22 protein-coding genes are annotated in these 23050 nt (G+C 67.3%); 11 read left to right on the top strand and 11 right to left on the bottom strand.

From position 1 onward, the window contains the following. The first annotated feature begins 48 nt into the window (after positions 1–48). Positions 49–3063: a type III restriction-modification system endonuclease gene (locus LIG30_RS04260; RefSeq protein ID WP_038709876.1), complete on the top strand. Its 3015-nt coding sequence runs from the start codon at positions 49–51 to the stop codon at positions 3061–3063. 75 nt (positions 3064–3138) lie between these two features. On the opposite strand, the gene LIG30_RS04255 is transcribed toward LIG30_RS04260, so the two are convergent. After that, positions 3139–3498, bottom strand: coding sequence for a hypothetical protein (locus LIG30_RS04255; RefSeq protein WP_038709983.1), 360 nt, complete (start codon positions 3496–3498; stop codon positions 3139–3141). 115 nt (positions 3499–3613) lie between these two features. Between LIG30_RS04255 and LIG30_RS04250 the strand changes: the two genes are divergently transcribed. Then, complete coding sequence (locus tag LIG30_RS04250; RefSeq protein WP_038709875.1) at positions 3614–4819, top strand: MFS transporter; 1206 nt, start codon at positions 3614–3616, stop codon at positions 4817–4819. Between the two features lie 49 nt (positions 4820–4868). On the opposite strand, the gene LIG30_RS04245 is transcribed toward LIG30_RS04250, so the two are convergent. The 4 genes from LIG30_RS04245 to egtB all read right to left on the bottom strand — a co-directional run bounded on the left by LIG30_RS04245 (position 4869) and on the right by egtB (position 7805). After that, a complete protein-coding gene (locus tag LIG30_RS04245) occupies positions 4869–5117 on the bottom strand; it encodes a glycine zipper 2TM domain protein (RefSeq protein ID WP_038709873.1) in 249 nt (82 codons plus the stop codon). Between the two features lie 53 nt (positions 5118–5170). After that, complete coding sequence (locus tag LIG30_RS04240; protein ID WP_038709872.1) at positions 5171–5473, bottom strand: hypothetical protein; 303 nt, start codon at positions 5471–5473, stop codon at positions 5171–5173. A 120-nt stretch (positions 5474–5593) separates the two neighbouring features. Then, on the bottom strand, positions 5594–6610 hold the full coding sequence (gene egtD / locus LIG30_RS04235; RefSeq protein ID WP_038709870.1) for an L-histidine N(alpha)-methyltransferase: 1017 nt from the start codon (positions 6608–6610) through the stop codon (positions 5594–5596). After that, the gene (gene egtB, locus LIG30_RS04230) at positions 6594–7805 is read right to left on the bottom strand and encodes an ergothioneine biosynthesis protein EgtB (RefSeq protein WP_038709982.1); all 1212 of its coding nucleotides are present in this window, start codon (positions 7803–7805) and stop codon (positions 6594–6596) included. The genes egtD and egtB overlap by 17 nt, the downstream gene beginning before the upstream one ends. A 421-nt stretch (positions 7806–8226) precedes the next feature. Here egtB and LIG30_RS04225 point away from each other — a divergent pair, with 421 nt between their 5' ends. Continuing rightward, positions 8227–8493 carry a DUF1488 family protein gene (locus tag LIG30_RS04225; RefSeq protein WP_038709980.1) on the top strand — a complete coding sequence of 89 codons (267 nt, stop codon included), beginning with the start codon at positions 8227–8229 and terminating at the stop codon, positions 8491–8493. Between the two features lie 156 nt (positions 8494–8649). Here the strand turns inward: LIG30_RS04225 and LIG30_RS04220 are convergent, their stop codons facing one another. The 3 genes from LIG30_RS04220 to LIG30_RS04210 all read right to left on the bottom strand — a co-directional run bounded on the left by LIG30_RS04220 (position 8650) and on the right by LIG30_RS04210 (position 12884). Continuing rightward, positions 8650–9156, bottom strand: a complete 507-nt coding sequence (locus LIG30_RS04220; RefSeq protein ID WP_038709868.1) for a hypothetical protein — start codon at positions 9154–9156, stop codon at positions 8650–8652. A 144-nt stretch (positions 9157–9300) separates the two neighbouring features. Continuing rightward, on the bottom strand, positions 9301–10932 hold the full coding sequence (locus LIG30_RS04215; protein WP_038709867.1) for a PEP/pyruvate-binding domain-containing protein: 1632 nt from the start codon (positions 10930–10932) through the stop codon (positions 9301–9303). Next, a complete protein-coding gene (locus LIG30_RS04210) occupies positions 10929–12884 on the bottom strand; it encodes a phosphate transport regulator (RefSeq protein WP_038709866.1) in 1956 nt (651 codons plus the stop codon). Before LIG30_RS04210 ends, LIG30_RS04215 begins: the two co-directional genes overlap by 4 nt. A gap of 285 nt (positions 12885–13169) precedes the next feature. Here LIG30_RS04210 and LIG30_RS04205 point away from each other — a divergent pair, with 285 nt between their 5' ends. Both LIG30_RS04205 and dmeF read left to right on the top strand, forming a co-directional pair. Continuing rightward, on the top strand, positions 13170–13445 hold the full coding sequence (locus LIG30_RS04205; RefSeq protein WP_038709864.1) for a metal/formaldehyde-sensitive transcriptional repressor: 276 nt from the start codon (positions 13170–13172) through the stop codon (positions 13443–13445). 12 nt (positions 13446–13457) lie between these two features. Then, positions 13458–14759, top strand: coding sequence for a CDF family Co(II)/Ni(II) efflux transporter DmeF (dmeF, locus tag LIG30_RS04200; protein ID WP_038709863.1), 1302 nt, complete (start codon positions 13458–13460; stop codon positions 14757–14759). Between the two features lie 66 nt (positions 14760–14825). On the opposite strand, the gene LIG30_RS04195 is transcribed toward dmeF, so the two are convergent. Continuing rightward, positions 14826–15887 (bottom strand): DMT family transporter, encoded by a 1062-nt coding sequence (locus LIG30_RS04195; RefSeq protein ID WP_038709861.1) that lies wholly within the window; start codon positions 15885–15887, stop codon positions 14826–14828. Positions 15888–16053: 166 nt separating this feature from the next. On the opposite strand from LIG30_RS04195, the gene LIG30_RS04190 reads away from it, so the two are divergent. The 5 genes from LIG30_RS04190 (at position 16054) to arsA (ending at position 20132) form a co-directional block, all read left to right on the top strand. Then, positions 16054–16434 carry an ArsR/SmtB family transcription factor gene (locus LIG30_RS04190; RefSeq protein ID WP_038709859.1) on the top strand — a complete coding sequence of 127 codons (381 nt, stop codon included), beginning with the start codon at positions 16054–16056 and terminating at the stop codon, positions 16432–16434. Next, on the top strand, positions 16431–16838 hold the full coding sequence (locus tag LIG30_RS04185; RefSeq protein WP_038709857.1) for an arsenate reductase ArsC: 408 nt from the start codon (positions 16431–16433) through the stop codon (positions 16836–16838). Before LIG30_RS04190 ends, LIG30_RS04185 begins: the two co-directional genes overlap by 4 nt. Before the next feature lie 9 nt (positions 16839–16847). Continuing rightward, positions 16848–17915 carry an ACR3 family arsenite efflux transporter gene (gene arsB, locus LIG30_RS04180; RefSeq protein ID WP_038709856.1) on the top strand — a complete coding sequence of 356 codons (1068 nt, stop codon included), beginning with the start codon at positions 16848–16850 and terminating at the stop codon, positions 17913–17915. A gap of 89 nt (positions 17916–18004) precedes the next feature. Further along, positions 18005–18373 carry an arsenite efflux transporter metallochaperone ArsD gene (arsD, locus tag LIG30_RS04175; protein ID WP_038709855.1) on the top strand — a complete coding sequence of 123 codons (369 nt, stop codon included), beginning with the start codon at positions 18005–18007 and terminating at the stop codon, positions 18371–18373. 10 nt (positions 18374–18383) lie between these two features. Further along, complete coding sequence (gene arsA, locus LIG30_RS04170) at positions 18384–20132, top strand: arsenical pump-driving ATPase (RefSeq protein WP_038709853.1); 1749 nt, start codon at positions 18384–18386, stop codon at positions 20130–20132. A 42-nt stretch (positions 20133–20174) separates the two neighbouring features. On the opposite strand, the gene LIG30_RS04165 is transcribed toward arsA, so the two are convergent. Then, positions 20175–20378: a YgaP family membrane protein gene (locus LIG30_RS04165; protein WP_038709979.1), complete on the bottom strand. Its 204-nt coding sequence runs from the start codon at positions 20376–20378 to the stop codon at positions 20175–20177. Between the two features lie 160 nt (positions 20379–20538). Continuing rightward, positions 20539–22347, bottom strand: a complete 1809-nt coding sequence (locus tag LIG30_RS04160; RefSeq protein ID WP_051994854.1) for a bifunctional diguanylate cyclase/phosphodiesterase — start codon at positions 22345–22347, stop codon at positions 20539–20541. Between the two features lie 493 nt (positions 22348–22840). On the opposite strand from LIG30_RS04160, the gene LIG30_RS04155 reads away from it, so the two are divergent. Beyond that, positions 22841–23038, top strand: coding sequence for a DUF3562 domain-containing protein (locus LIG30_RS04155; RefSeq protein WP_038709976.1), 198 nt, complete (start codon positions 22841–22843; stop codon positions 23036–23038). Positions 23039–23050: the final 12 nt, after the last annotated feature.

Raw genomic sequence — 23050 nt, 5'->3', positions numbered from 1 at the left:
GTGCGCGGCGAGCGTTGAAGCGCGACGCGCGCACGGAGGGCGCTGACGATGCGGCTGCATTTCGAAGCGGATCTCGACTACCAGCACGAGGCGATCGAAGCCGTCTGCGACCTGTTTCGCGGACAGGAGGCGTGCCAGGGCGAATTCAGCGTGATCGCCCCCGGCGCGCCCGCCGATCCGGCGAACCCGCAGTGGACGCTCGGCATCGGCGCGTCGGAGCTGGGCATCGGCAACCGGCTGTCGCTGACGCCCGACGCGCTCGCGCGCAACCTCGCCGACGTGCAGCTGCGCGGCGGCCTGCCGCCGTCCGGCACGCCGCTGTCGCACGACTTCACGGTCGAGATGGAGACCGGCACGGGCAAGACCTATGTCTACCTGCGCACGGTCTTCGAGCTGAACCGCCGCTACGGCTTCACGAAATTCGTGATCGTCGTGCCGTCGGTCGCGATCAAGGAAGGCGTGTACAAGACGCTCATGATCACCGACGAGCATTTCCGCGGGCTGTACGCGGGCGTGCCGTTCGACTACTTCCTGTACGACTCCGCGAAGCTCGGCCAGGTCCGCAACTTCGCGGCGAGCGCGACGATCCAGATCATGGTGGTGACGGTCGCCGCGATCAACAAGAAGGACGTCAACAACCTCTACAAGGACAGCGAGAAGACCGGCGGCGAGAAGCCGATCGACCTGATCCGCGCGACCCGGCCGATCGTGATCGTCGACGAGCCGCAGAGCGTCGACGGCGGCCTCGAGGGGCGCGGCAAGGAAGCGCTCGCGGCGATGGCGCCGCTGTGCACGCTGCGCTATTCGGCGACGCACGCCGACAAGCATCACATGGTGTACCGGCTCGACGCGGTCGACGCGTACGAGCGCAAGCTGGTCAAGCAGATCGAGATCGCATCGGCGATCGTCGAGGACGCGCACAACAAGCCGTACGTGCGGCTCGTGTCGGTGTCGAACCGGCGAGGCGCGATCGCCGCGCGCGTCGAACTGGACGTCGCGACCGCCGCGGGCGTGAAGCGCCAGGCCGTGTCGGTGGCCGACGGCGACGATCTTGCGCGGGTGACGAAGCGCGAGCTGTACGCCGGCCTGCGGATCGGCGAGATCAACGCGGCGAAGGGCGCGGAATACGTCGAGCTGCGCTTTCCCGGCGGCGAGGCGTTCCTGTCGCTCGGCGAGACGCACGGCGACATCGACACGCTTGCCGTGCAGCGCGAGATGATCCGCCGCACGATCCGCGAGCATCTCGACAAATCGCTGCGCCTGCGCGCGCGCGGCGTGAAGGTGCTGTCGCTGTTCTTCGTCGATTCCGTCGACAAGTACCGGCAGTACGACGCGCACGGCACGCCCGTCAAGGGCGAGTATGCGCGGATCTTCGAAGAGGAATACGCGCGTGCGGCGCGCGTGCCGGCGTACCGGCCGCTGTTCGACGGCGTCGATCTCGCGAGCGCGGTCGAAGCCGCGCACAACGGCTATTTCTCGATCGACCGCAAGGGCGGCTGGACCGACACGAGCGAAAGCAGCGCCGGCAGCCGCGAGAACGCCGAGCGCGCCTACAGCCTCATCATGCGCGAGAAGGAAGCGCTGCTGTCGTTCGACACGCCGCTGCAGTTCATCTTCTCGCACTCGGCGCTGAAGGAAGGCTGGGACAACCCGAACGTATTCCAGATCTGCACGCTGCGCGACATCCAGACCGAGCGCGAGCGCCGCCAGACGCTCGGCCGCGGGCTGCGGCTGTGCGTCGACCAGCAGGGCGAACGGGTGCGCGATGCGGGCGTCAACATGCTCACCGTGATCGCGACCGAACGCTACGAAAGCTTCGCGGAAAACCTGCAGAAGGAGATCGAGGCCGACACCGGCATCCGTTTCGGCATCGTCGAGGAGCATCAGTTCGCGGCGCTCGCGGTGCAGGAAGGCGACGGGCCCGCGCATGCGCTCGGCGTCGAGCTGTCGAGCGTGCTGTGGACGCATCTGGGCGCGCACGGCTACATCGATGCGCAAGGCAAGGTGCTCGACGCGCTGAAGGACGCGCTGCGGCGCGGCGCGCTCGTGCTGCCGGAGGCCTTCGAGACGCTGCGGCCGGCGATCGTCGCGACGCTGAGGAAGCTGTGCGGCCGCTTCGAGGTCCGCAACGCGGACGATCGCCGCGAGATCGCGCTGCGCCGCGACGCGTCCGGCAAGGCGGTGTATCTCGGCGACGATTTCCGCGCGCTGTGGGATCGCATCAAGCACCGCACCGTCTACCGCGTGCAGTTCGACAACGCGAAGCTGGTGCAGGATTGCGCGGCCGCGCTGCGCGACGCGCCGGACGTCGCGCGCGCGCGGCTGCAATGGCGCAAGGCGGAAATCGACATCGGCAAGTCGGGCGTCGAGGCGATCGAGACGGCCGGCGCGGGCACCGTGCTGATCGACGAAGGTGAGCTGCTGTTGCCCGATCTGCTCACGGAGCTGCAGGACCGCACGCAACTGACGCGCCGCTCGCTCGCGACGATCCTCGCCGACAGCGGGCGGCTCGACGACTTCCGCCGCAATCCGCAGCAGTTCATCGCGCTCGCGGCGGACGCGATCAACCGCTGCAAGCGGCTCGCGCTGGTGGACGGCATCGCCTACCGGAAGCTCGGCGGCCGGCACGTGTACGCGCTCGAATCGCTCGGGCACGAGACGCTGACGGGCTATCTGCGCAACCTGCGCACCGACGCGCGCAAGTCGATCCACGAAGCAGTGGTGTGCGATTCGGACACCGAACGGGCGTTTGCCGACGCGCTCGAGCTGCACGGCGACGTGAAGCTGTACGCGAAGCTGCCCGGATGGTTCCGGGTGCCGACTCCGCTCGGCAGCTACAACCCGGACTGGGCGGTGCTGATCGAGCAGGACGGCGACGTGCATCTGTACTTCGTCGTCGAGACGAAGAGCAGTCTCGTCGACGGCGACCTGCGCGAGCACGAACGCGCGAAGATCGCATGCGGCGAAGCGCATTTCCGCGCGCTCGCCGACGGCGACAATCCCGCGCGGTTCGTGCGGGCGCGCAGCGTCGACGACGTGTTCGCGCAGGCACTGAAGGGGTAAGCGGGCGATCGCGCCCGCCTCCGCCTCACGCTGCGCCGCCCGGCGCAGCGGCCGCCCCGCCGGCCACGCTGCTGTTTACAGCGCGTGGCCGAACCCGCGGTGTTTCATATGATGCGTGACGTGCGAGTGGCCGTGGCCGGTGAACGAATGGTCGTGGCCCGGCTGCGCGCCGGCGCGATCGGCGATCGTGTCCGAACGATCGGCCGCGCGAGTCAGCCCCTTGTCGCGGTCGGCGGACCGCAGGCCGTTCGAATTGCTCGCGGCCGCGCTGTTCGCGTGGCCCCCCGACATCCCGCCGCCCGCACCACCCGCTCCGCCACCGCCATGGCCGCCGCCGTTGCCGTTGCCGTTGCCGCCTGCCGCTGCCTGTGCCGAAACCGCGCCGAGCGCGAGGAGGGCCGCCGCGACGGTGGAAAGGATGCGCTGCGTTGTCATGTCGAGCTCCTTCAAGTACGTTAAGGTGGTCCAATTGTACGAATGCCCGGCGCACGCGTCCGGCCGGGCTTGTAAATAATCGTAACGCGCCGTGCGGCGCACACAGGGAAACCGGATGAATACGCGCAGCGCAGTGTCCCCCCGTCCCGCGATCCCCCGCACGGTGTGGGCGCTGGGTTTCGTCAGCCTGTTGATGGACCTGTCGTCGGAGCTCGTGCATGCGCTGCTGCCAATCTATCTCGTGTCGACGATGGGCATGAGCGTCGCCGCGCTCGGCGTGCTCGAAGGCGCGGCCGAGGCGACCGCGCTGATCGTCAAGATCTTCTCCGGCGCGATCAGCGACTGGCTCGGCCGCCGCAAGGCCCTGCTGCTCGTCGGCTACGGGCTCGCGGCGCTCACCAAGCCGCTCTTTCCGCTCGCGAACGTGGCGGGCGTCGTGATCGCCGCGCGGCTCATCGACCGGGTCGGCAAGGGCATCCGCGGCGCGCCGCGCGACGCGCTCGTCGCCGATGTCGCCCCGCCCGAGATCCACGGCGCGTGCTTCGGCCTGCGGCAGTCGATGGACACCATCGGCGCGGTCGGCGGCCCGCTCGCCGCGGTCGTGCTGATGCTCGCGTTCGCGGATCACATCCGCGCGGTGCTGTGGTTCGCGGTGATCCCCGCGTTCGCGACGCTCGCGGTGATCCTGTTCGGCGTGCGCGAGCCCGAGGTCCCGCGCGCGGGACGCACGTTCCGCTCGCCGCTGCACTGGGACGCGCTGCGCGCGTTTTCCGGGCGCTACTGGTTCGTCGTGGTGATCGGCGCGATGTTTACGCTCGCGCGCTTCAGCGAGGCGTTCCTCGTGCTGCGGGCGCAGCAGACCGGGATGGATCTCGCGTGGATTCCGGCGGTGATGGTCGTGATGAGCCTGACTTATGCGCTGTCCGCGTATCCGGTCGGGATCGTGTCGGACCGTGTCGACCGGCGCGCGCTGCTCGCGATCGGCATGGCGCTGCTGTTCGCCGCCGACCTGCTGCTCGGATCGAGTGCCGGCAAGATCGCGGTGTTCGCCGGGGTCGCGGTGTGGGGGCTGCACATGGGCTTCACGCAGGGCATTCTCGCGGCGATGGTCGCCGACACCGCGCCGGCGGCGCTGCGCGGCACCGCGTTCGGCGTGTTCAACCTGGCGAGCGGGATCGCGATGCTGCTCGCGAGCGCGATCGCCGGGTGGCTGTGGCAGCGGTTCGGTGCGCCGACCACGTTCTTCTGCGGCGCGGCGCTGGTCGTCATGCCGCTCGCGATGTGCGCGTTCGCGCCGGCCAGGGCGGATCGCGCGAACTGACCGGCAGCCGGGGCGCGCCCGCCAGGCCGCACGCCCGTCGCCGTCGCGCTTACTGCGGCAGCGCCGCCTGCGCGGCGGCCTGGCGTTGTGCCGCCTGCTCCTGCGCGTGCTTCTTCGCCAGATGGTGCCCGACGATGCAGCCGCCGACCGCGCCTGCGACCGCGTGGTGTCCTGCGTAGTGGCCGGCGACGCCGCCCACGACCGCGCCCTTCAGGCAGCCGGCGGCGTGCGCGCTGCCGATCGTCGCGGCGGCCAGTGCGGCGGTGGCCGCGAGCAGTTTGATACGGTGGGTTTTCATGCGATCACGCTCCGGATTGGGGAGTGTCCGATATGGGGCCCGTCCGTGCCGATTCAATAGCCCCAGCGGCGGCCGCCGTCGCGCCACTCATGCTCACGCCATTCGTGTTCGCGCCATTCATGGCGGCGCCACTCGTGCTCGCGCCATTCGCGTTCGCGCCAGCCACCGTCGTAGCCGCGATAGCCGACCGCGACGGGCGCGTAGGCGACCGGCGGCGGCGCCACGTACACCGGTTCCGCGGGTACGTAGACACCCGGCACGCCAAGACCGATCGCCACGTCGACATGGGCCGATGCGGCCGTCGAGACCGCCAGCACTGCGACACCGAGCACTGCACCGAGAATCTTCTTGTTCATCTCGCCACTCCGCGCACATTGAAGTGCTTCATGTGAATACGGTTCGGAGTGTAGGCGTCGGGGTCGAATACAGGTGAAACCGCCATGCGAGAGTGGTAACGGCCGATTACGGCGACGCGCTCAGGCGCCGTCCGCGATGCCTCCGCCCGGGCTGCGCAGCCAGTGGACGCTGAACAGTCCGGCCGCATCCGTCCAGACCGCGCCCGGCTCGAATCCTGCGCGCGACGCGACTTCCCGGAAACCGTCGATCGTGAACTTGTGCGAGTTTTCCGTGTGGATGTGCTCGCCGGCGTCGAAGCGAAACGCGCGGCCGAGCACGCGCACCGTCTGCTCGCGCAGGCTGACGAGGTGCATTTCGATACGCTGGCGCGGCGGATCGTAGAACGCGCGATGCGCGAAGCCGTCGAGGTCGAAGTCGGCGCCCAGTTCCGCGTTCGCCCGCCTGAGCAGATTCAGGTTGAACCGCGCGGTCACGCCCTGCGCGTCGTTGTATGCGCGGTGCAGCGTGTCCGGGTCCTTGACCAGATCCACGCCGACCAGCAGCGCGCCACCTCGCAGCAGCCGCGCCGCGTCGCGCAGGAAACGGTCCGCTTCGTCCAGCGTGAAATTGCCGATCGTCGAGCCGGGGAAGAAGCCGATGCGCCGCCGCCGTGTCGCAGACAGCGGCAGCAGTTGCTCCGCCCGGGTGTAGTCTGCCGCCAGCGGCGCGACGTCCAGCCACGGATAGGCCGCGCGCAGCCGCCCGGCAGAGTCGTGCAGGTGCTCGGCGGAAATGTCGACGGGCACGTAGCGCGCGGGCGCACTGTCCGGCGCGAACGCGTCGAGCAGGATGCGGATCTTCGCCAGTGAACCGGCGCCGAATTCGACGATGTCGGCGCCCGGCCCGATCCGCCGGACGATGTCGGCGGCGTGGGTACGCAGGATCGCCAGCTCGGCGCGGGTCGGGTAATACTCCGGCAGTTCGCAGATGCGGTCGAACAGCGCGGAGCCCGCCGCGTCGTAGAAATACTTCGGCGGAATGCTGCGCGGCGAGCGCGACAGGCCCGCGAGCAGGTCGCGCGCGAACTCGCCCGGGTGCGGCCCGTCGGCCGCATGGATGCCGCCCGTCGCGGCGCTCAGGTCAGATGTCTCGCGCAAGCCGGACTCCCGAAAACTGCCAGCGCGCGGCCGGCGGAAAGTAATTGCGGTACGTCGGCCGCGCGTGTCCCGGCGGCGTCGCGACGCTGCTGCCGCGCAGCACCTGCTGGCCGACCATGAACTTGCCGTTGTATTCGGCGGCGATGCCCGCCAGCGGACGGAACCCCGGATACGGCTCGTAGGACGATCGCGTCCACTGCCACACACAGCCCGTCATCTGCCGGACGCCGTCGGCGTCGAATGCGGCCTCCCACTCGAATTCGGTCGGCAGGCGCGCGCCCGCCCATTCCGCATACGCGGCCGCTTCGTAGAAGCTCACGTGCGCGACCGGCGCATCCGGCGCGAGCGGCGTCAGGCCATCCGCCCCGAACGCATGCCAGCCCACGCGCGACGCGCCGTCGGCCGCCCGCCAGTAGGCCGGCGCATGCAGGCGGTCGCGCTGCACCATCGCCCATCCGTCCGACAGCCAGAATGCCGGGCGCGCATAGCCGTCGTCCTCGATGAATGCGGCGAATTCCGCGTTCGTCACGAGCCGGTCGGCGATCTCGTAGGACGGCAGCATGATCGTGTGGCGGGGACGTTCGTTGTCGAACGCAAAGCCGCGTCCGTCGTGGCCGACGTCGACGAGGCCGCCCGGCCGGCGCAGCCAGCGAACCGGCGCCGCAGCGGCCGGCGCGGCGGCGCGCGCGGTGTCGGCGCACGCGTAGGCCGGCATCAGCGGATTACACGAGAACGCGTGCAGGATGTCGGTGACGATCAGCTCCTGATGCTGCTGCTCGTGGTGCAGGCCGAGCTCGATGTCCGGCGCGGCCGCCTCCAGCCAGCGCGAATCGGCGTCGGCGAGCGCCTGCAGCATCGCTTCGTCCACGTAATGCCGGTACGCGCGCACTTCCGCGAGCGACGGACGCGTCAACAGGCCGCGCTGCGGCCGCGGGTGGCGTGGGCCGAGCGATTCGTAATAGGAGTTGAAGAGGAATGCGTAGGCGTTATCGAACGGACGATAGCCTTCGACGCGGCGCATCAGCACGACCGTCTCGAAGAACCACGTCGTATGCGCCAGATGCCACTTCGTCGGGCTCGCGTCGGGCATCGACTGCACCGTCTGGTCCTCCGCGGATAGCGTCTTCGTCAGCGCGACGCTGTGCGCGCGAACGTCCCGGAAGCTGCGCTGTAGCTGGGATGCGAGGAGGCTCATCGTCGTACCGTCCACATCACGAAAGCTGCGTTGCCGGAGGCCAGGGCCGGACGAGGCGCGGCCCTCCCAGCAGTATGGTGCAGAAATGCGAACGCCGCGAATACCGTGAATGCCGATTGACGGGCGGTGACGATGCAAGCACCGGTGCCGTGCACGCCACACGCGTGCCGTGAGTAAAGCGAATTCGCTTTACTCACCTTCGAAACGGCTACCCTCGCCGACGGCAGGCGTCGTGTATAGTGGACAGCGCCTGGACGGCGGTCCGGCGCAAGCGCCTGTTGCGCGCGGTCATGGAGCGGGAGCAGTCAGGCTTGCGTTCGAACCTGCGACACATGCCGTGACAGGCAGTCCCCTGTAGCCACGCCAACGTCATACCGCTTTGCAAGCATGTGAACTTCCAGAGAAGATGACCCCGACAGCTATGGCTAATTTGGCACCTAGTCTCACTTCGCCCAGTCTCGCGAGCGATTCCACCCTGCTGTTCTCGGCCTATGCGTTCGGTTGGGGATTCTGCGCGTTCGCGCTGCCGGCCGATGTCGTCTGCGAACGACTCGGCGCGGCCAATGCCACCCCGCGGCAGTTGCTGCTCGCGTTCGAACTCGGCAGGCAGCGGATCCTCGTCGCCATCGAGCGGCGAATCGACTCGAATACCGGCGAGCGCATCACGCTCGCGGTCGACGACTTCTGACGCCAGGCGGCGCGTGCCGCGACACCGCGGCGGGTCAAGTGGGAAGCGCCCCGATCTGCACGCGGCGCATGCGCGATCCGGAAGGCCTGGCGGGGCGGCACCATGTTGGCGCGCAGGATGCGCGCTTGCCCCGCCGTGCCCGCGCTTCGGGCGCTGTTACGACTTGGCCGGCCGGCCCGTCTTGACGGTCTCGACCGCCTCGACGGCCGCGAGCAGGCGCTTGTCCGCGGCGGCTTCCAGCATCAGCAGGCCAGCGCGCAGCAGTTCGCTCTTCTTGACCGACACGCCTGCCTCGAGGCACTTCTGCTTGAGCGCGGCAATCTTCTCGTAGTCGGACTTCGGCATCGTGAAGCTGTCGCGAATCACCTTTTCCTTCTTCTGCCGCTTGGTTTTCGTCTCGGTCGTCGCCTTTTCGGTCGCGGCCTTCTCGGTCGCGGCCTCCGCGCCGTTCGCGCGCTTCTTCTTCGCCGCCTTCGTCGAGGCCGGCTTGGCCGCCGCCTCTGCGGACACCTTCTCGGCGTCAGCTGCCTTCGTCGCGTCAGCCGCCTTCGCGTCAGCTGCCTTCGCCTCGGTTGCCTTCGCGTCGGCCGCCTGCTCGTCGCTGCCGTTCTTCGGGAAATGGAAAGCCGTCTTGCTCGGTTTCTTGATGCTCGGTTCGCTCATGGTCGCGTCCTCATGGATAAACAGTAAAAACAGTATATATCGTTTATCGCGTGATCATCGCGGAATGCGCTTCGCCGGCATGACCGCAGCGGGCGCAAGCCCGGGGGCGCGCGCATAGCCGACGGCCCGGGCGGCTGCCGCCGCTTACGGCGCGCGCAGCCGCTCGAGGCGAGCCTGCAATTCGCTCAGCGGCTCGATGACGGTGCGCGCGGCGCCCGCATAGATTGCGCCGTCGCCGCCGTCGAGGGTCAGGATGTCGCCTTCGCGCATCACCGCGTCGCCGATCCGCAGCGTGCGCGCCGACAGATCGATGCGCAGCGCCGCGCAACCGACCAGGCAGACCTTGCCCAGTTGCCGTGCGACCACGGCTGCGTGCGACGTGCGCGCGCCGCGTTGCGTCAGCAGGCCCGTGGCGACGTCCAGCGCGGCGATGTCGCCGGTCTCGGCATCGCGGCGCACGAGGACCACCGGCGCGCCGGCGGCATGCCGTTCGCGCGCGCGCGCCTCGTCGAACGCGATTTCACCGGCCGCGACGCCGCTGCTCGCGCTCGCCGCATGCGCGAGCGGCATCAACGGATGCCCGTCGGCGGCCGCGATGCGCACGCGCACCAGATCGGCCGGCGTGAGGGCGGCCGTGCGCTCGCGCGCCACGTCGATGCTCACGACGCCCTCGTCGAACAGATCGAGCGCAATGCGTGCCGCCGCTTGCGGCGTGCGTTTACCGGTGCGCGTCTGCAGCATGTACAGGCAGCCGTCCTGCACGGTAAATTCGAAGTCCTGCATATCGCCGAACGCGTGCTCGACGGTGGCGGCCGCTTCGCGCAACGCAGTCCAGGCTGCCGGCAGCGTGCGCGCCATCTCGTCGTGGCCGCGCGCGCTGCGGCGGCCTGACACGACATCTTCGCCTTGCGAGTTGAACAGGAAATCGACCCACAGCGCCGGCTCGCCGCTGACGGGATCGCGCGTAAAGCCGACGCCCGCGCCCGAGCGGCCGCCCGCATTGCCGAACACCATCGCCTGGACGGTCACGGCCGTTCCGAACGCATCGCTGATGCCGCAGCGGCTGCGGTACGTGCTCGCCTTCGGGGCCTGCCAGCTCGCGAGCACCGCGCCGATCGCGCCGGCAAGCTGAACCTGCGGGTCCTGCGGGAACGGCTGGCCGGCGGCCAGCGCGTAAGCGGCGAGGAAGCGGCGCGTGAGTTCGCGCAGTTCCGCGAAATCGAGCGTCTGTTCGTCGCGCGTGCCGGCGAGCGCCGTGTATTCCGTTTCGAAGACCTGCGCGGGCAGGCCCGCGATCAGTTCGCCATAGCCGGCGACGAGCCTGCGGTAGGTATCCCAGACGAGCCGCGGATTGCCGGTCTGGCGCAGCATGCCCGCGATCGTCGCGTCGCAGAGGCCGACGTTGAGCAGCGTTTCCATCATGCCCGGCATCGACACCGGCGCGCCCGAGCGCACCGACAGCAGCAGCGGCTGCCTCGGATCGCCGAAGCGCTTGCCTGTCGCGTGCTCCAGCGCCTGCAGGCCGCTTCCCCACACTGCGCTCGACGTCGCCGCTTCGCGCGCGTTCGCGTCGCGGCAGTAATGCGTGCCGAGCACGAACGCCGGCGGCACCGGCAGGCCGAGATCGGCCATGCGCAGCAGGTTGAACGCCTTGACGCCGACGGTTTCCACCGACGCGTCCTGCTGCGCCGCGCGCGTGCGCAACGGACTGCCGCAGCCGATCAGATACAACGCGTCGGGCCAGTGCGGCGCGACCTCGGGAGAGAGTGCCTTCATGTGCGTGCTCCAGCCTTTCCGAAAGCGACGTCGCGCAATGCGTAGCCCGCGACCAGCAGACGATCCGACGCAAGCTCGAGTGTCGACGCGAGATCGTTCGCGAGCATCAGCGCAGGCGCATCGCGCACCACCGCGAGAATCGCGCGCCGCGCCGTGCGCAGCAGCTCGTCGCACTGACGCTCCGAACGCAGCACGTTCCACGACGCGGCGAGGAAGCTGTCGTTGTCGGCGGTGTCGCTCGCGTCGCCGAGGCAACGCGCGATCGCGAGCGCCTTCACGTGCTCCTGCGTCGCCGCCAGCACCGTTTGCGCGAGACGCGACAGCGATTCGTGGACCGCGCCGTCCCAGCCCTGCTGATGACCGTCGGCGATCAGGCTCATCAGGAATGCCGCTTCCTCGAGCGCGTCGGCGATGTCGTCCGACAGTTCGAGAAGACGCGCGAACGGCTGCCAGCGCGGCTGACGCTGCGCCGCGTCGCGCGCGCGCATCACGAGGTGATCCGCCTGACGCTCCCACACCTTGGCGCGCGCCGCGAGATCCTGGGCGGCGCTTTCGCCGCTGCTCGCCGCAGCCATCACGTCGTGCGCGAGACCGTCGTTGATCGCCTGCGCGAGCGCATGGCAGTAGGCCGCGTGCTCTTCGAGCAAGTCGAATTCGGTGTTGTGCTGGCGCACGCGCCGCGCGAGCAGCAGGCGCGTTTCGTCCGCGACGAGCGCGGCCGGCTGTCCGCCGACGAACGCCGCGCTGGCCATGCGCAGCACTTCGACGAGGAATGCGCATGCGTCGTCCGCGCCGAGCACCGCGTCGAGCCGGTCGCCGATCCGGAACGCGCCCTGCCCGACGTCCTGCATCGCGCTGTAGATCAGCGCGTCGCCGCCGGCCTTCAGCCATCCCATGTGCCCGGCGTCGCGGCGGGCCGCTTCGTGCAGCACGGCGATCGCGCCTTTCTTGTCGACGAACGGCAGCAGCCGCTTGCGCGCCCGGTTCCAGTCGATCAGGAACACGATGCGCGAGCCGATCCCTTCGAGCGCCGCGTCGAGCGCCGGCTCGTCCGCGCAGTCGAAACGGGCGGTGCCGAACGTGTAGGCCTCGCCTTCGTTGAGCGCGGCATCCACCTTCGACTGCACGCTGCGCCAGTTCGCGCCGAACGGTTCGAGCAGCGCCTGGAAGAACGCGAAGCGCGCGCGATGCAGATCCGAATAGCTGAGCGTGATCGTCAGGCCCTCGACCTGTATCACCAGCACGTGCGCGTCGTTCGTGCCGATGTCGTTTTGCAGCAGCAGCCGCTCGCCGTCGCGCGTCACCGCGGTGGCGAGCCCCGGATGCTCGAACTTCAGCGGCGCGGTGCGGTTCAGCCCGCGCATGAACGCGGCAATGCGGCCCCGGTCGCCCGGCTGCACCTGCCACACGTGCGCGCCGTCGATCTCCTCGCTCGATACCGTGCCGGCCAGCTGGTTCAGCGCGCGGTGCATGTCCATCACCAGCACGTGCAGGCTGTCGTCGCCGCCGCGCTGTCCGCGGGTCAGCGACTGCAGTTGCGCGCCTTCGAGACGTTCGCCCTGCAGCGCGTCGAGCCACTCCAGCCAGTGCTGCAGGCGCGCACGCAGCGGGGCGGCGTCGCCGTTCGATTCGACGAGCGGACGCGCCATCGTCTGCAGGTCGTCGGAAAACAGGTGGGCAAGACGCGCGAGCTCGGGCAGCAGCAGCGTGCCGTCGATGCGCGACGCGCTGGCCGGCAGGTCGCGCAGCCAGGGCGCGTCGACATGCGCGGCGGCGAGCTCCACGCTCAGGTCGAGGGTGTCGGCGTCGGGATGCTCTGCATGCGCCGCTGCCGCCTGCAGCACGCTCAGGTAGAGCTTCAGACGGTCGTTGGCGGAGAGCGCCGCCTTGATCCAGCCGGGCAGCAGCAAGCTACGCTGTCCGAGCGCCGCAATCGCTTGGGTCTTTTCCATGAGGGCAGCCGGTGGTCCGGAAGTGGGATCAGTCTCGACTATGCGCATGACGCTTTTCTGACGAAAAGAAACATCCCGAGGCCGCGATTGACTCACATCAAGCGTCGCCCGAATGGCCGCGCACACGTTCGGTGCATGCCGCTTCCATGCACCGCGCGTGCATCGGGACAGGCGCGGATATGGCCTCGACGGCATGCTCGACGGCGTCGCGTCACATACCCCTCCCCCGTATATGGAAACCGGAGACAAGATATACTCCCCCTACGTATTTTCAGGGAAACACCCATGAGCCACACCGTTCGCGAAAAACAGAAACTTCTCAACCGGGTACGCCGGATCAGGGGGCAGATCGAGGCGATCGAGCGCGCGCTCGAAGAAGAGCGCGGCTGCAACGAAGTGCTGCAGCAGATCACGAGCTGCCGCGGCGCGATGAACGGCCTGCTCGCCGTGGTGCTCGAAGACCACATTCGAACCCATCTGGTCGATGCGGACGACGCGGATGCGCACGAAGGCAGCGCAACCGAGCAGTTGATCGACGTCGTTCACAGCTATTTCAAATAACCCGGTGCAGCCATGAGTGAATTCGAGAACGTCGCATTCGGTGCCGGGCACGACCACATTTTCCTCGGCGCGGGCCACGAGCAGAACGAGCGCAAGACCTGGATGGTGATCGGCCTGTGTGCGGCGATGATGGTGGCCGAAATCGTCGGCGGTACGCTTTACGGATCGCTGGCGCTGGTCGCCGACGGCCTGCACATGTCGACGCATGCCGGTGCGATGCTGATCGCGGCGCTCGCGTACACGTATGCGCGCAAGCACGCCACCGACGCGCGCTTCGTGTTCGGCACCGGAAAGATGGGCGACCTGGCGGGCTTCACCAGCGCCATCATCCTCGCGATGATCGCGCTGCTGATCGGGTATGAAGCCGTGTCGCGCATGCTGTCGCCCGTTCCCATCCATTTCAGCGAGGCCATTCCGATCGCGGTGCTCGGCCTCCTGGTCAACATCGCCAGCGCGTGGCTGTTGAGCGGCGATCATCATGGGCATGGCCATAGTCACGGACATGGCCACGGGCACGGCCATCACCACGCGCACGACGACGACCACGATCATCACGAAGAAGCGCAGCGCATCGTCGACCAGGACGGCGTGTTCCTCGTGTCGGTATTCGAGGACGGCGTGCCGCCGGTGTTCCGGATCGCGCCGGCCACGGGCACGTCGCAGCGCGTCGATGCGTCGGCGGTGTCCGTCACGACGGTCCGCCCCGACGGCAGCCGGCAAGACTTCGAGATGGTGAGCCGGGGCGGCTACCTGGAATCGGCACAGGACATACCGGAACCGCACGAATTCATCGCAATCGTCCGTGTGAACGGCCGCGAGCACGCATTGCCGTTCGAGGAGCACGCGCACGGCCATGACCACGGCCCGCACGCTGCCGCGACGCGGGACCACAACATCCGGTCGGCATACATCCACGTGATCGCGGATGCCGCCGTGTCGGTGCTGACCATCGTCGGCCTGTTGCTCGCGCGTGCGTTCGGCTGGAACTGGATGGACCCGGTGGCCGGCATCGTCGGCGCGCTGGTGATCGCGAACTGGTCGTTCGGCCTGCTGCGCGACACCGGCGCGATCCTGCTCGACATGCATTCGGACGGCCGGCTGGCCGGCAACGTCCGCGCCGCGATCGAGAACGGCGGCGACCGCGTCGACGACCTGCACGTATGGCGCCTGGGACCGGGGCACATGAGCGCGGTCGTATCCGTCGCGACCGACGATCCGGCGCGGGACTCACGCTACTATCACCGCCTTCTCCAGCGCTTCAACGGGCTGTCTCACGTCACCGTCGAAGTGACGCCGGCCGCGAGAGCGGCCTGAGCATGATCGTCAAGCCGCCTTGCGTCGACGCCCGTTCGATCGCAAGGCTGGCCATCGCGCGCATCCTCAATGACGATGCCGGTGATGGATATCGGGGAAGTGCGCGTGCGTATGCGTGATGGGCACGTGCCGATGCGGATGCGTATGGGGTTCGGAACTATCCCATTCGAAGTCGTGCTCGTGCTGGTGGTGTTCGTCGTGGCGATGACGGTGGGTGTGCTCGAGCGCGTCGTGCGTATGCGCGTGCTCGTGGCGCTCGCGCAAATGCAGCCAGACGCCCGATGCCATCAGCACGCCGGCGGCCCAGAACAGCATCGGCGGCATTTCCGGCCAAAGGATCAATGACAATGCGACGCCGAACAACGGTGCCACCGAGAAATAGGCGCCGGTCCGCGCGGTGCCCAGGTTTCGAAGCGCCACGACGAACAGCACGAGGCTGACGCCATAGCCCGCAAAGCCGGTCAGCATCGCGGCGGTCATCTTCGCGACGCCGGGCAAACGGGCGCCGAGCGACAGCGCGATGGCCAGGTTCACGGAGCCGGCGACGAGCCCCTTCAGGCACGCGATGACCGTCGCGTCATGGGTGGAGACCTTGCGCGTCAGGTTGTTGTCGATCGCCCAGCACGCGCAGGCGCCGGCGATCAGCAGCGCCCCGGGCGGAGCGCCCGACGCACCCGGCTGCCATGACAGCAGCACGCCACCGGCGACGATCGCCACCATGCCGAGAAAGACCTGGAAGTCGACGTTCTCGCGGAACACGACCCACGCGATCACGGCCGTGAAAACGCCTTCGAGATTCAGGAGGAGCGAGCTGGTCGCGGCGGGCGTGCTGACGAGCCCGAGCATCAGCAGCGCCGGCCCGGCGACGCCGCCGGCCGCGATGGCGCCCAGCAGCCACGGCACCTCGGCCTTCTGAATCCGGCCCTGGTCCCGGTTTTCCCGGGCCGTGCGCCGCGCCCGCTGCACCAGCAGCGTCAGCGCAAGGCCGATCCCGCTGCCGAGATAGAACAGTCCCGCCACCATGAATGGCGACAGCGTCCCGAGCAGCGTCTTGGCCAGCGGCGTCGTTGCGCCGAACAGCGCGGCCGCGAGCAGTGCCGTGAATGCGGCATTCATTCGTGCGTGCATAAAGCGTCCGTTTCGTCTTGCTCGTCACAGAAGATAGTCCCGCCCAGTGCGCGAGATCTTAAGTGATATACCCCCCTACAGTAAATTTTTGGGAGCAACCGCGAGTCATGCGGTTCGCGAGCACGCAGGTTTGACTGCCGCGCGACAATTCGACAATAATGGAAATATGGAAATATTAGCTGCCGCCGAACTTCTCGCCGCGTTGGGGCACGAGTCCCGCCTGTCGATCTTCCGTTTGCTCGTCGAAGCGGGAGAAAACGGGCTTTTTGCCAGCGCGATCGGGGAACAGCTGGGCATGGCGCCCGCCACGCTGTCGTTCCACCTTGCCCATCTGAGCCGCGTGGGGCTGATCCACGGCCAGAAGGAGGGACGCTTCATTCGCTATTCCACCGAATACGGCACGATGGACGACCTCCTGTCGTTCCTGACCCAGAACTGCTGCGAAGGCAGAGGGGGCTGCCTGCCCAGAACGGAAGCGCCCACGACCCCGGCCAAGCGTTGCGCCAGTGTCCGGAAGACCTCGTCCACCCCTGAGTCCACACCATGAGCAAAACCGTCCTCGTACTCTGCACCGGCAATTCCTGCCGCTCCCAGATGGGCCAGGCCATCCTCAATCACGATCTGGCCGGCGTGGTTCGGGCGATTTCTGCCGGCACCGTTCCTCAGCCGAAGGTCGCCGACGGCGCCATCGACGCGCTGAAGCTGGCCGGCCTGCCGACCGACGGCCTCTACCCGAAGACGGTCGACGCCGTGATGGACGAACCCATCGACCTCGTCGTCAGCGTGTGCGACAACGCGAAGGAAACCTGCCCGGTCTTTCCGCGTCCGGTGAAGCGCATCCATGTCGGCTTCCACGACCCGCATGGCGAGCCGCTCGACAGCTTCGTCGCGGTTCGCGACGACATCCGTGCCCGCCTCGTGCCGGCGGTGCGTGAAGCCCTGGGCCTGTGAGGCATCGCCATGTCCGTTCAATGCGAAAACACCGGCAAGATCGCCGCCCGCGCGCCGATGAGTTTCTTCGAGCGCTACCTGACCGCATGGGTCTTTCTCTGCATCGTCGCGGGCATTGCCGCCGGCCAGATGGCGCCCGGCGTGTTCCACGCGATCGGCCGGATGGAAGTCGCGCAGGTCAACCTGCCGGTCGGCCTGCTGATCTGGGTGATGATCATCCCGATGCTCGTGAAGGTGGACTTCGGCGCGCTGCATGAGGTCCGGCAGCACTTTCGCGGCATCGGCGTGACGCTGTTCGTCAACTGGCTCGTCAAACCGTTCTCGATGGCGTTCCTCGGCTGGCTGTTCGTCCGCCACGTGTTTGCGCCGATGCTGCCGGCGAGCCAGCTCGACAGCTACGTGGCCGGCCTGATCCTGCTGGCCGCCGCGCCCTGCACCGCGATGGTGTTCGTGTGGAGCAAGCTGTCCGGCGGCGACCCGCTGTTCACGCTGTCGCAGGTCGCGTTGAACGACACCGTGATGGTGTTCGCGTTCGCGCCGCTGGTCGGCCTGCTGCTGGGCATTTCCGCGATCGCGGTGCCGTGGGCGACGCTGGTGACGTCCGTCGTGCTGTACATCGTGATTCCCGTGCTGCTCGCCCAGCTCTGGCGCAAGGCCTTGCTCGGCAACGGACAGGCCGCGTTCGATGCGGCGATGGCCAAGATCGGGCCGTGGTCCATCTCGGCACTGCTGGCCACCCTCGTCCTGCTGTTCGCGTTCCAGGGCGAAGCCATCATCAAACAGCCGCTGGTCATCGCACTGCTCGCGGTGCCGATCCTGATCCAGGTGTTCTTCAATTCGGCATTGGCGTACTGGCTCAACCGCGTCGCCGGCGAGAAACACAACGTCGCGTGCCCGTCTGCCCTGATCGGCGCATCCAATTTCTTCGAGCTTGCCGTCGCCGCCGCCATCAGCCTGTTCGGCTTCGAATCGGGCGCCGCGTTGGCCACCGTGGTCGGCGTGCTCATCGAGGTGCCGGTCATGCTGCTGGTCGTGAAGGTCGTGAATGCGTCGAAGGGCTGGTACGAACGCGCCTGACCGCGAGATTCGCCGGGCGGGGGACAGCCCTTCAGTTGCATCCCCGTCTTCAAGAACCATTGCATCCTGTTTGCGCCGAGGAGTCCATCATGAAGAAACTCGAAGTATTCGATCCCGCGATGTGCTGTTCCACGGGCGTATGCGGCGTCGACGTCGACCCGGTACTGGCTCAGTTCGCCGCGGACCTGAAGTGGGTTGAAGGTCACGGCGTTTCCGTCTCCCGATACAACCTCGGCCAACAGCCTCAGGCGTTCGCTGCCAATGCGGCCGTGGTCAAGGAGATGGAGGCCGGCATGGACCGCCTGCCCGTCCTCGTCGTCGACAGCCATATCGTGTCGACCGGCATGTACCCGTCGCGCCAGCAGCTGGCGCAGAAACTCGGCATCGCGCTGACAACGGACGAAAAGCCCCGCGTCAAGGCCGGCGGTTGCTGTTCGCCGGGCTCCGGCTGCTGCTGAAGGAGCCGGGATGTCCTTGCCACGCATTCAAACACGGTATCTGTTCTTCACCGGGAAAGGCGGCGTCGGCAAGACCTCGCTGTCCTGCGCCACGGGTCTGGCGATGGCGGATGCCGGGAAGAAGGTGCTGATCGTCAGCACCGACCCGGCCTCGAACCTCGACGAAGTGCTGGGCGTCGGGCTAAGCCAGATTCCCACCGCCGTCCCGGGCGCCCCGGGCCTGTTCGCGCTGAACATCGACCCGGAGGCTGCCGCGCACGCGTACCGGGAACGCATGGTCGCGCCGTACCGGGACATCTTGCCGGCCGCGGCGATCCGAAACATGGAGGAGCAGTTCTCCGGAGCCTGCACGGTCGAGATTGCGGCCTTCGACGAGTTCTCGAAGCTACTGGGCGACGCGGCTGCGACGGCCGATTTCGACCACGTGATCTTCGATACCGCGCCGACCGGCCACACGCCGCGCCTGCTGACGTTGCCGTCGGCGTGGAACGCGTTCATCTCGTCCTCGACGGGCGGCGCCTCATGCCTGGGGCCGCTGGCGGGCCTCGAGAAGCAGAAGGCGCTTTACGCGGCGACGGTCGTGCGCCTGTCCGACGCGGCCGAAACGACGGTCATCCTGGTCAGCCGTCCCGAAGTGGCCGCGCTCCGCGAAGCCGACCGCACCCGAGGCGAGCTGGCCGAGCTGGGCATTCGCAATCAGGTGCTCGCCATCAACGGCCTGTTTGCGACCGACCGGCACGACGATGCGATCGCGACCGCGATGGTCGAGGGTGCCGGAAAAGCGCTGGACGGCATGCCTCCGGGGCTGGCCGGTCTGCCGCAAACGCGCATCCCGTTTCTTCCCCGCGGCACGGTCGGGTTGCAGGCGCTGCGCGACATGGCGCACCCGGAGCATATCCAGCCGCCGACCGAATGCCGCATGCCTGAAACAGCCTTGCCGCCAGGCCTGCGCGGTCTCGTCGACGCGCTGTCGAAGGCCGGCCACGGGGTCATCATGACCCTGGGCAAAGGGGGCGTCGGCAAGACCACCGTTGCCGCCGCGATCGCCGTGGCGCTGGCCAGGAAGGGACACAAAGTGGTGCTGTCCACGACCGACCCGGCGTCTCACGTGGCGGACACCATCGACGGCGTGGTTCCCGGCCTGTCCGTGACCCGTATCGACCCCGCGCTCGAAGTCCGGCACTACACCGCGGAAGTGCTCGCAAAAACGGCAGCCCAGCTCGATGCCGGCGGCCGCGCGATGCTCGAAGAAGACCTGCGTTCGCCATGCACAGAGGAAATCGCCGTGTTCCGCGCGTTTGCGCGAACGGTCGATGAAGGCAAGTCCGGCTTCGTCGTCCTCGATACGGCGCCGACCGGTCACACGATCCTGCTGCTGGATGCGGCCGAAGCCTACCATCGCGAAGTGATGCGAACCCAGGGCGACATGCCGGAAGCGGTGCGTGAATTGCTGCCGCGCTTGCGCGACCCGGGCTACACGCACGTCCTCATCGTCACGTTGCCGGAAGCGACGCCGGTGCACGAAGCCGAGCGCCTGAAAGCCGACCTGGCGCGTGCGGGCATCGAGCCCTGTGCGTGGGTCGTCAACCAGTCGCTGCTGGCGAGCGGAACGACCGACCCGATGCTCTGCCAGCGCGGCACGTACGAGGTTCCATTCATTCGCCGGGTCGCCGACACCTTGTCGCCGCGAACCGCGCTGATACCGTGGCTCGCCGACGCCCCCGTCGGAGAGGCCGGCCTGGAGCAAGTGATCCGATAGGTGACGCTCAGCGGGACAACTGCACGGCCGGCCGAAGTCGAATCACTTCGGGCCGGTCTTCGGTGCCGAGCACGTCTTCACACCCAGCACGCCGTAAAGGGGGCACAGGCGCACGATACCCGTCAGCAGCGGCACGATGCCAATCCAGCCCCACACTCCGATGTGCCCGGTGACGGTCAATCCGATCAACACCAGCCCGACCACAATGCGCAGTGCACGGTCGACGCCTCCAACATTTGCTTTCACGGTGGACTCCTCGCTCATCATGAGCGGCGTATGCGATTGACTGAGCGCGCCGGCCATTCCGTATCCATGGCTCCTGAAACGCGCACCTTCTTGTCATTGTGCGTACCGCCGCGCGTGTCGCCATGACGTAGCGCAACCCGAGATGAAACAACGGCCCCTGCTAATGCGAAGCCATGACAGTCGGTTCTGTGCCGCCGGCCAGCCCCACACATGTGCGATTTCGCCCCTGCCGCTTGGCGGCGTACAGCGCGCGGTCTGCCGCGTGTACCAAGGCGGTCGCGTCGCCGCCATCGCGGGTTTGCAGCGCGGCGACGCCGAGGCTGAGGCTGATGATGCCGGCACTGCACGCGTCGTGCGGTATTCGCAAATTCTCGACAGCCTGCCTGATGCGTTCGGCCACGACAAACGCACCGTCCTGGTCCGTATCGCTCAGGATCAACGCAAATTCTTCCCCGCCGTATCGGGCCACGGTGTCCGTGGCCCGCGTCGCCGATGACGCAATGGCCTGGGCAATCGCGCACAGGCATTCGTCGCCGCGTTGATGGCCATAGTGGTCGTTGTAGCTCTTGTAGGAATCGACGTCCGCCATGATCACGGCGAGGAATCCCCGCCGGTCTGCGCGCGCCTCCAGTTTCCAGCGACGTTCCAGTGCGAGGTCGAAATGGCGACGGTTGAAAAGACCGGTCAGCCCGTCCCGAAAAGCGAGACTGTGCAACTGCGCCCGCTCCTCGGCATGACGTTGCTCCGCGAGCTTTCGTTCAGTGATGTCCCGGACCGTGGCAGTGAGCGAATCGGGCTTGCCGGAAATCGGATCGATGACACGACGAAGGTGCGTTTCCATCCACAATGCCTCGCCGTCGGCACGCGGGAAGCGACTGACTCGGGAAGTCTCGACGTCGCTCGACGCCGTACTTGCGATCGCAGCCGCGAGCGCTGCCCGGTCACTGGGCGCGGCCAATCCGGCGAAGGGCGTGCCGATGATGCGGTCGGGGGCGAGACCCAGCAATGTCGTCACGCGCGGCGAAATATAAGTCAGCCTGCCCTCCAGGTCCAGGCTCATGACGATGTCGGTAGCATTCTCGGCAAGCACGCGATATCGGCGCTCGCCGTCGCGCAGCATCGCGAAAAGCCGGTTTCGCTGGGCCTGCGTGGCGCTGACCGGGAGCGCAATACCCAGCACCGCCACGAGGAAGAGCTGCAGGGCGAGGATGCGATTCTGCATCGTTTCGTATGGAAACACCCAGAGTGGCCCCGAACCTTGCAGGGTAAAGTAAAGGGCGATTGCAAGGCAGAGGAGAAGGCCAACCATCATCCCCGCGACTTCTGCCTGGAACGCCAGCAAGACGATGGGCGGAAAAGTCCAGTACAGCAGCGGATACCTGTTTTGTCCAAACACCCCCGCCGTCACGATGCAGACCAGCAGCAACAGGAATGCAGTCTTCCGGCGTTGGTCAGCCCGCCAGATATGGGCTATCTCGCCCGTCCAGAAGACCAGCGCGACCGGCACGAAAATGGCCAGGCTGAACGCATCCGACACGAACCACTTTGCCAGGCTCGGCAGCATATATTCAGACAGCTGTTCGCCTAACAGGGGTATCGCAAAGACGCCGGATACGGCCGGTGCAAGCAGGACGCCACCCACCACGAACCTGGCGGCCGTGGCGGGCCGCAGCAAGTCGGAAATGCTCGATACGCGCGGCGAAAAAGCAAGCGCGGTGAGCACTTCGACGATGTCGGCAGAGGTAAATATCGCGGCCACCCTCAGGCCCTTGCCCGTCAATAACGCAGCCGCCAGATTCCCGAGCAGACCGCCCGCGAGAATCCAGTATTTGCGGCCGCGTGGTGCAACCATGAGACGGGACAGCAGTACCGCGTTGCCGAGCCATATCGGGGCGATTTCGCCGGCCATGCTCTTGAGGGTTCCGCTGGCGAGATCGGCAAGCGTCGTGACCCCCAGCGCAACCGTCAACTGCCCTATGTCGGCGAGCCGTGGCGCAAAATGCGATGCACGCGAGACTGCTTGTCGCTCGGACGGCCGATGGCCTGACGGGCTCCCCATTTTCGCTCTCGGATTGTGTGTCGCTGGCGTGACCTTCGCTGTCGGAAGGGGCACATTGATCGACCTGCTTCGCAGGAATGTGTGACGAGACCTGATGCTCGCGCACATCCGGGTTATCGGAGATAAATCCGAATAATTTACCGTTTTAAGAAATAATTCCGATACTCCTTTTCGTCGTTCGGGATCAAGAGGAAACACCTGTCGGCCACAGGAGAATCGCATGCAGCGATATCCCGTCAAATTGTGGCAACCGAGGGTTCGTTCGGCACGAAGATTCCCGCGCAGCGACAGTCAGGCAATATAAGCTGACCTGGATCAGCGACAGGCCGTTTCAATTTGCGAAGCTGCGAGAAGTAGCATGTAATTGGCGTGGATTGTCCGAATATCGCTTTGGGAGAGCGTCATGGCTGAGCACAATGCGGAAGAAATCGTCCGAGCAATCGCGTCAGACCTGCATATGCCTTCCGAAACCGTGTCGAAGATGTTCTCGGACGTGTGGGCGGAATTCAGCGACGGCGCAACCATCACGGACTATCTGCCCCTGTTGGTCGCGCGACGTGTGCGAGAAAATCTGCGCTCAAATCCGCCCAGCCGTCACTGAGTCACCCGCCCC

Origin of the sequence: Burkholderia sp. lig30 (assembly GCF_000687455.2) — a bacterium.
Taxonomy (GTDB): Bacteria; Pseudomonadota; Gammaproteobacteria; order Burkholderiales; family Burkholderiaceae; genus Burkholderia.
This window is presented reverse-complemented; position numbering and strand designations above follow the sequence as displayed.

Excerpts from the sequence above, each read along its gene's own strand:
- dmeF (WP_038709863.1), top strand. The coding sequence starts at position 13,458 with ATGAGTGAATTCGAGAACGTCGCATTCGGTGCCGGGCACGACCACATT.
- LIG30_RS04190 (WP_038709859.1), top strand. The coding sequence starts at position 16,054 with ATGGAAATATTAGCTGCCGCCGAACTTCTCGCCGCGTTGGGGCACGAG.
- LIG30_RS04240 (WP_038709872.1), bottom strand. The coding sequence starts at position 5,473 with ATGAACAAGAAGATTCTCGGTGCAGTGCTCGGTGTCGCAGTGCTGGCG.
- LIG30_RS04260 (WP_038709876.1), top strand. The coding sequence starts at position 49 with ATGCGGCTGCATTTCGAAGCGGATCTCGACTACCAGCACGAGGCGATC.
- LIG30_RS04225 (WP_038709980.1), top strand. The coding sequence starts at position 8,227 with ATGGCTAATTTGGCACCTAGTCTCACTTCGCCCAGTCTCGCGAGCGAT.
- LIG30_RS04205 (WP_038709864.1), top strand. The coding sequence starts at position 13,170 with ATGAGCCACACCGTTCGCGAAAAACAGAAACTTCTCAACCGGGTACGC.
- LIG30_RS04155 (WP_038709976.1), top strand. The coding sequence starts at position 22,841 with ATGGCTGAGCACAATGCGGAAGAAATCGTCCGAGCAATCGCGTCAGAC.
- LIG30_RS04220 (WP_038709868.1), bottom strand. The coding sequence starts at position 9,156 with ATGAGCGAACCGAGCATCAAGAAACCGAGCAAGACGGCTTTCCATTTC.
- LIG30_RS04245 (WP_038709873.1), bottom strand. The coding sequence starts at position 5,117 with ATGAAAACCCACCGTATCAAACTGCTCGCGGCCACCGCCGCACTGGCC.
- arsB (WP_038709856.1), top strand. The coding sequence starts at position 16,848 with ATGTCCGTTCAATGCGAAAACACCGGCAAGATCGCCGCCCGCGCGCCG.
- arsA (WP_038709853.1), top strand. The coding sequence starts at position 18,384 with ATGTCCTTGCCACGCATTCAAACACGGTATCTGTTCTTCACCGGGAAA.
- LIG30_RS04195 (WP_038709861.1), bottom strand. The coding sequence starts at position 15,887 with ATGCACGCACGAATGAATGCCGCATTCACGGCACTGCTCGCGGCCGCG.
- arsD (WP_038709855.1), top strand. The coding sequence starts at position 18,005 with ATGAAGAAACTCGAAGTATTCGATCCCGCGATGTGCTGTTCCACGGGC.
- LIG30_RS04210 (WP_038709866.1), bottom strand. The coding sequence starts at position 12,884 with ATGGAAAAGACCCAAGCGATTGCGGCGCTCGGACAGCGTAGCTTGCTG.
- LIG30_RS04255 (WP_038709983.1), bottom strand. The coding sequence starts at position 3,498 with ATGACAACGCAGCGCATCCTTTCCACCGTCGCGGCGGCCCTCCTCGCG.
- LIG30_RS04215 (WP_038709867.1), bottom strand. The coding sequence starts at position 10,932 with ATGAAGGCACTCTCTCCCGAGGTCGCGCCGCACTGGCCCGACGCGTTG.
- LIG30_RS04185 (WP_038709857.1), top strand. The coding sequence starts at position 16,431 with ATGAGCAAAACCGTCCTCGTACTCTGCACCGGCAATTCCTGCCGCTCC.
- egtB (WP_038709982.1), bottom strand. The coding sequence starts at position 7,805 with ATGAGCCTCCTCGCATCCCAGCTACAGCGCAGCTTCCGGGACGTTCGC.
- LIG30_RS04250 (WP_038709875.1), top strand. The coding sequence starts at position 3,614 with ATGAATACGCGCAGCGCAGTGTCCCCCCGTCCCGCGATCCCCCGCACG.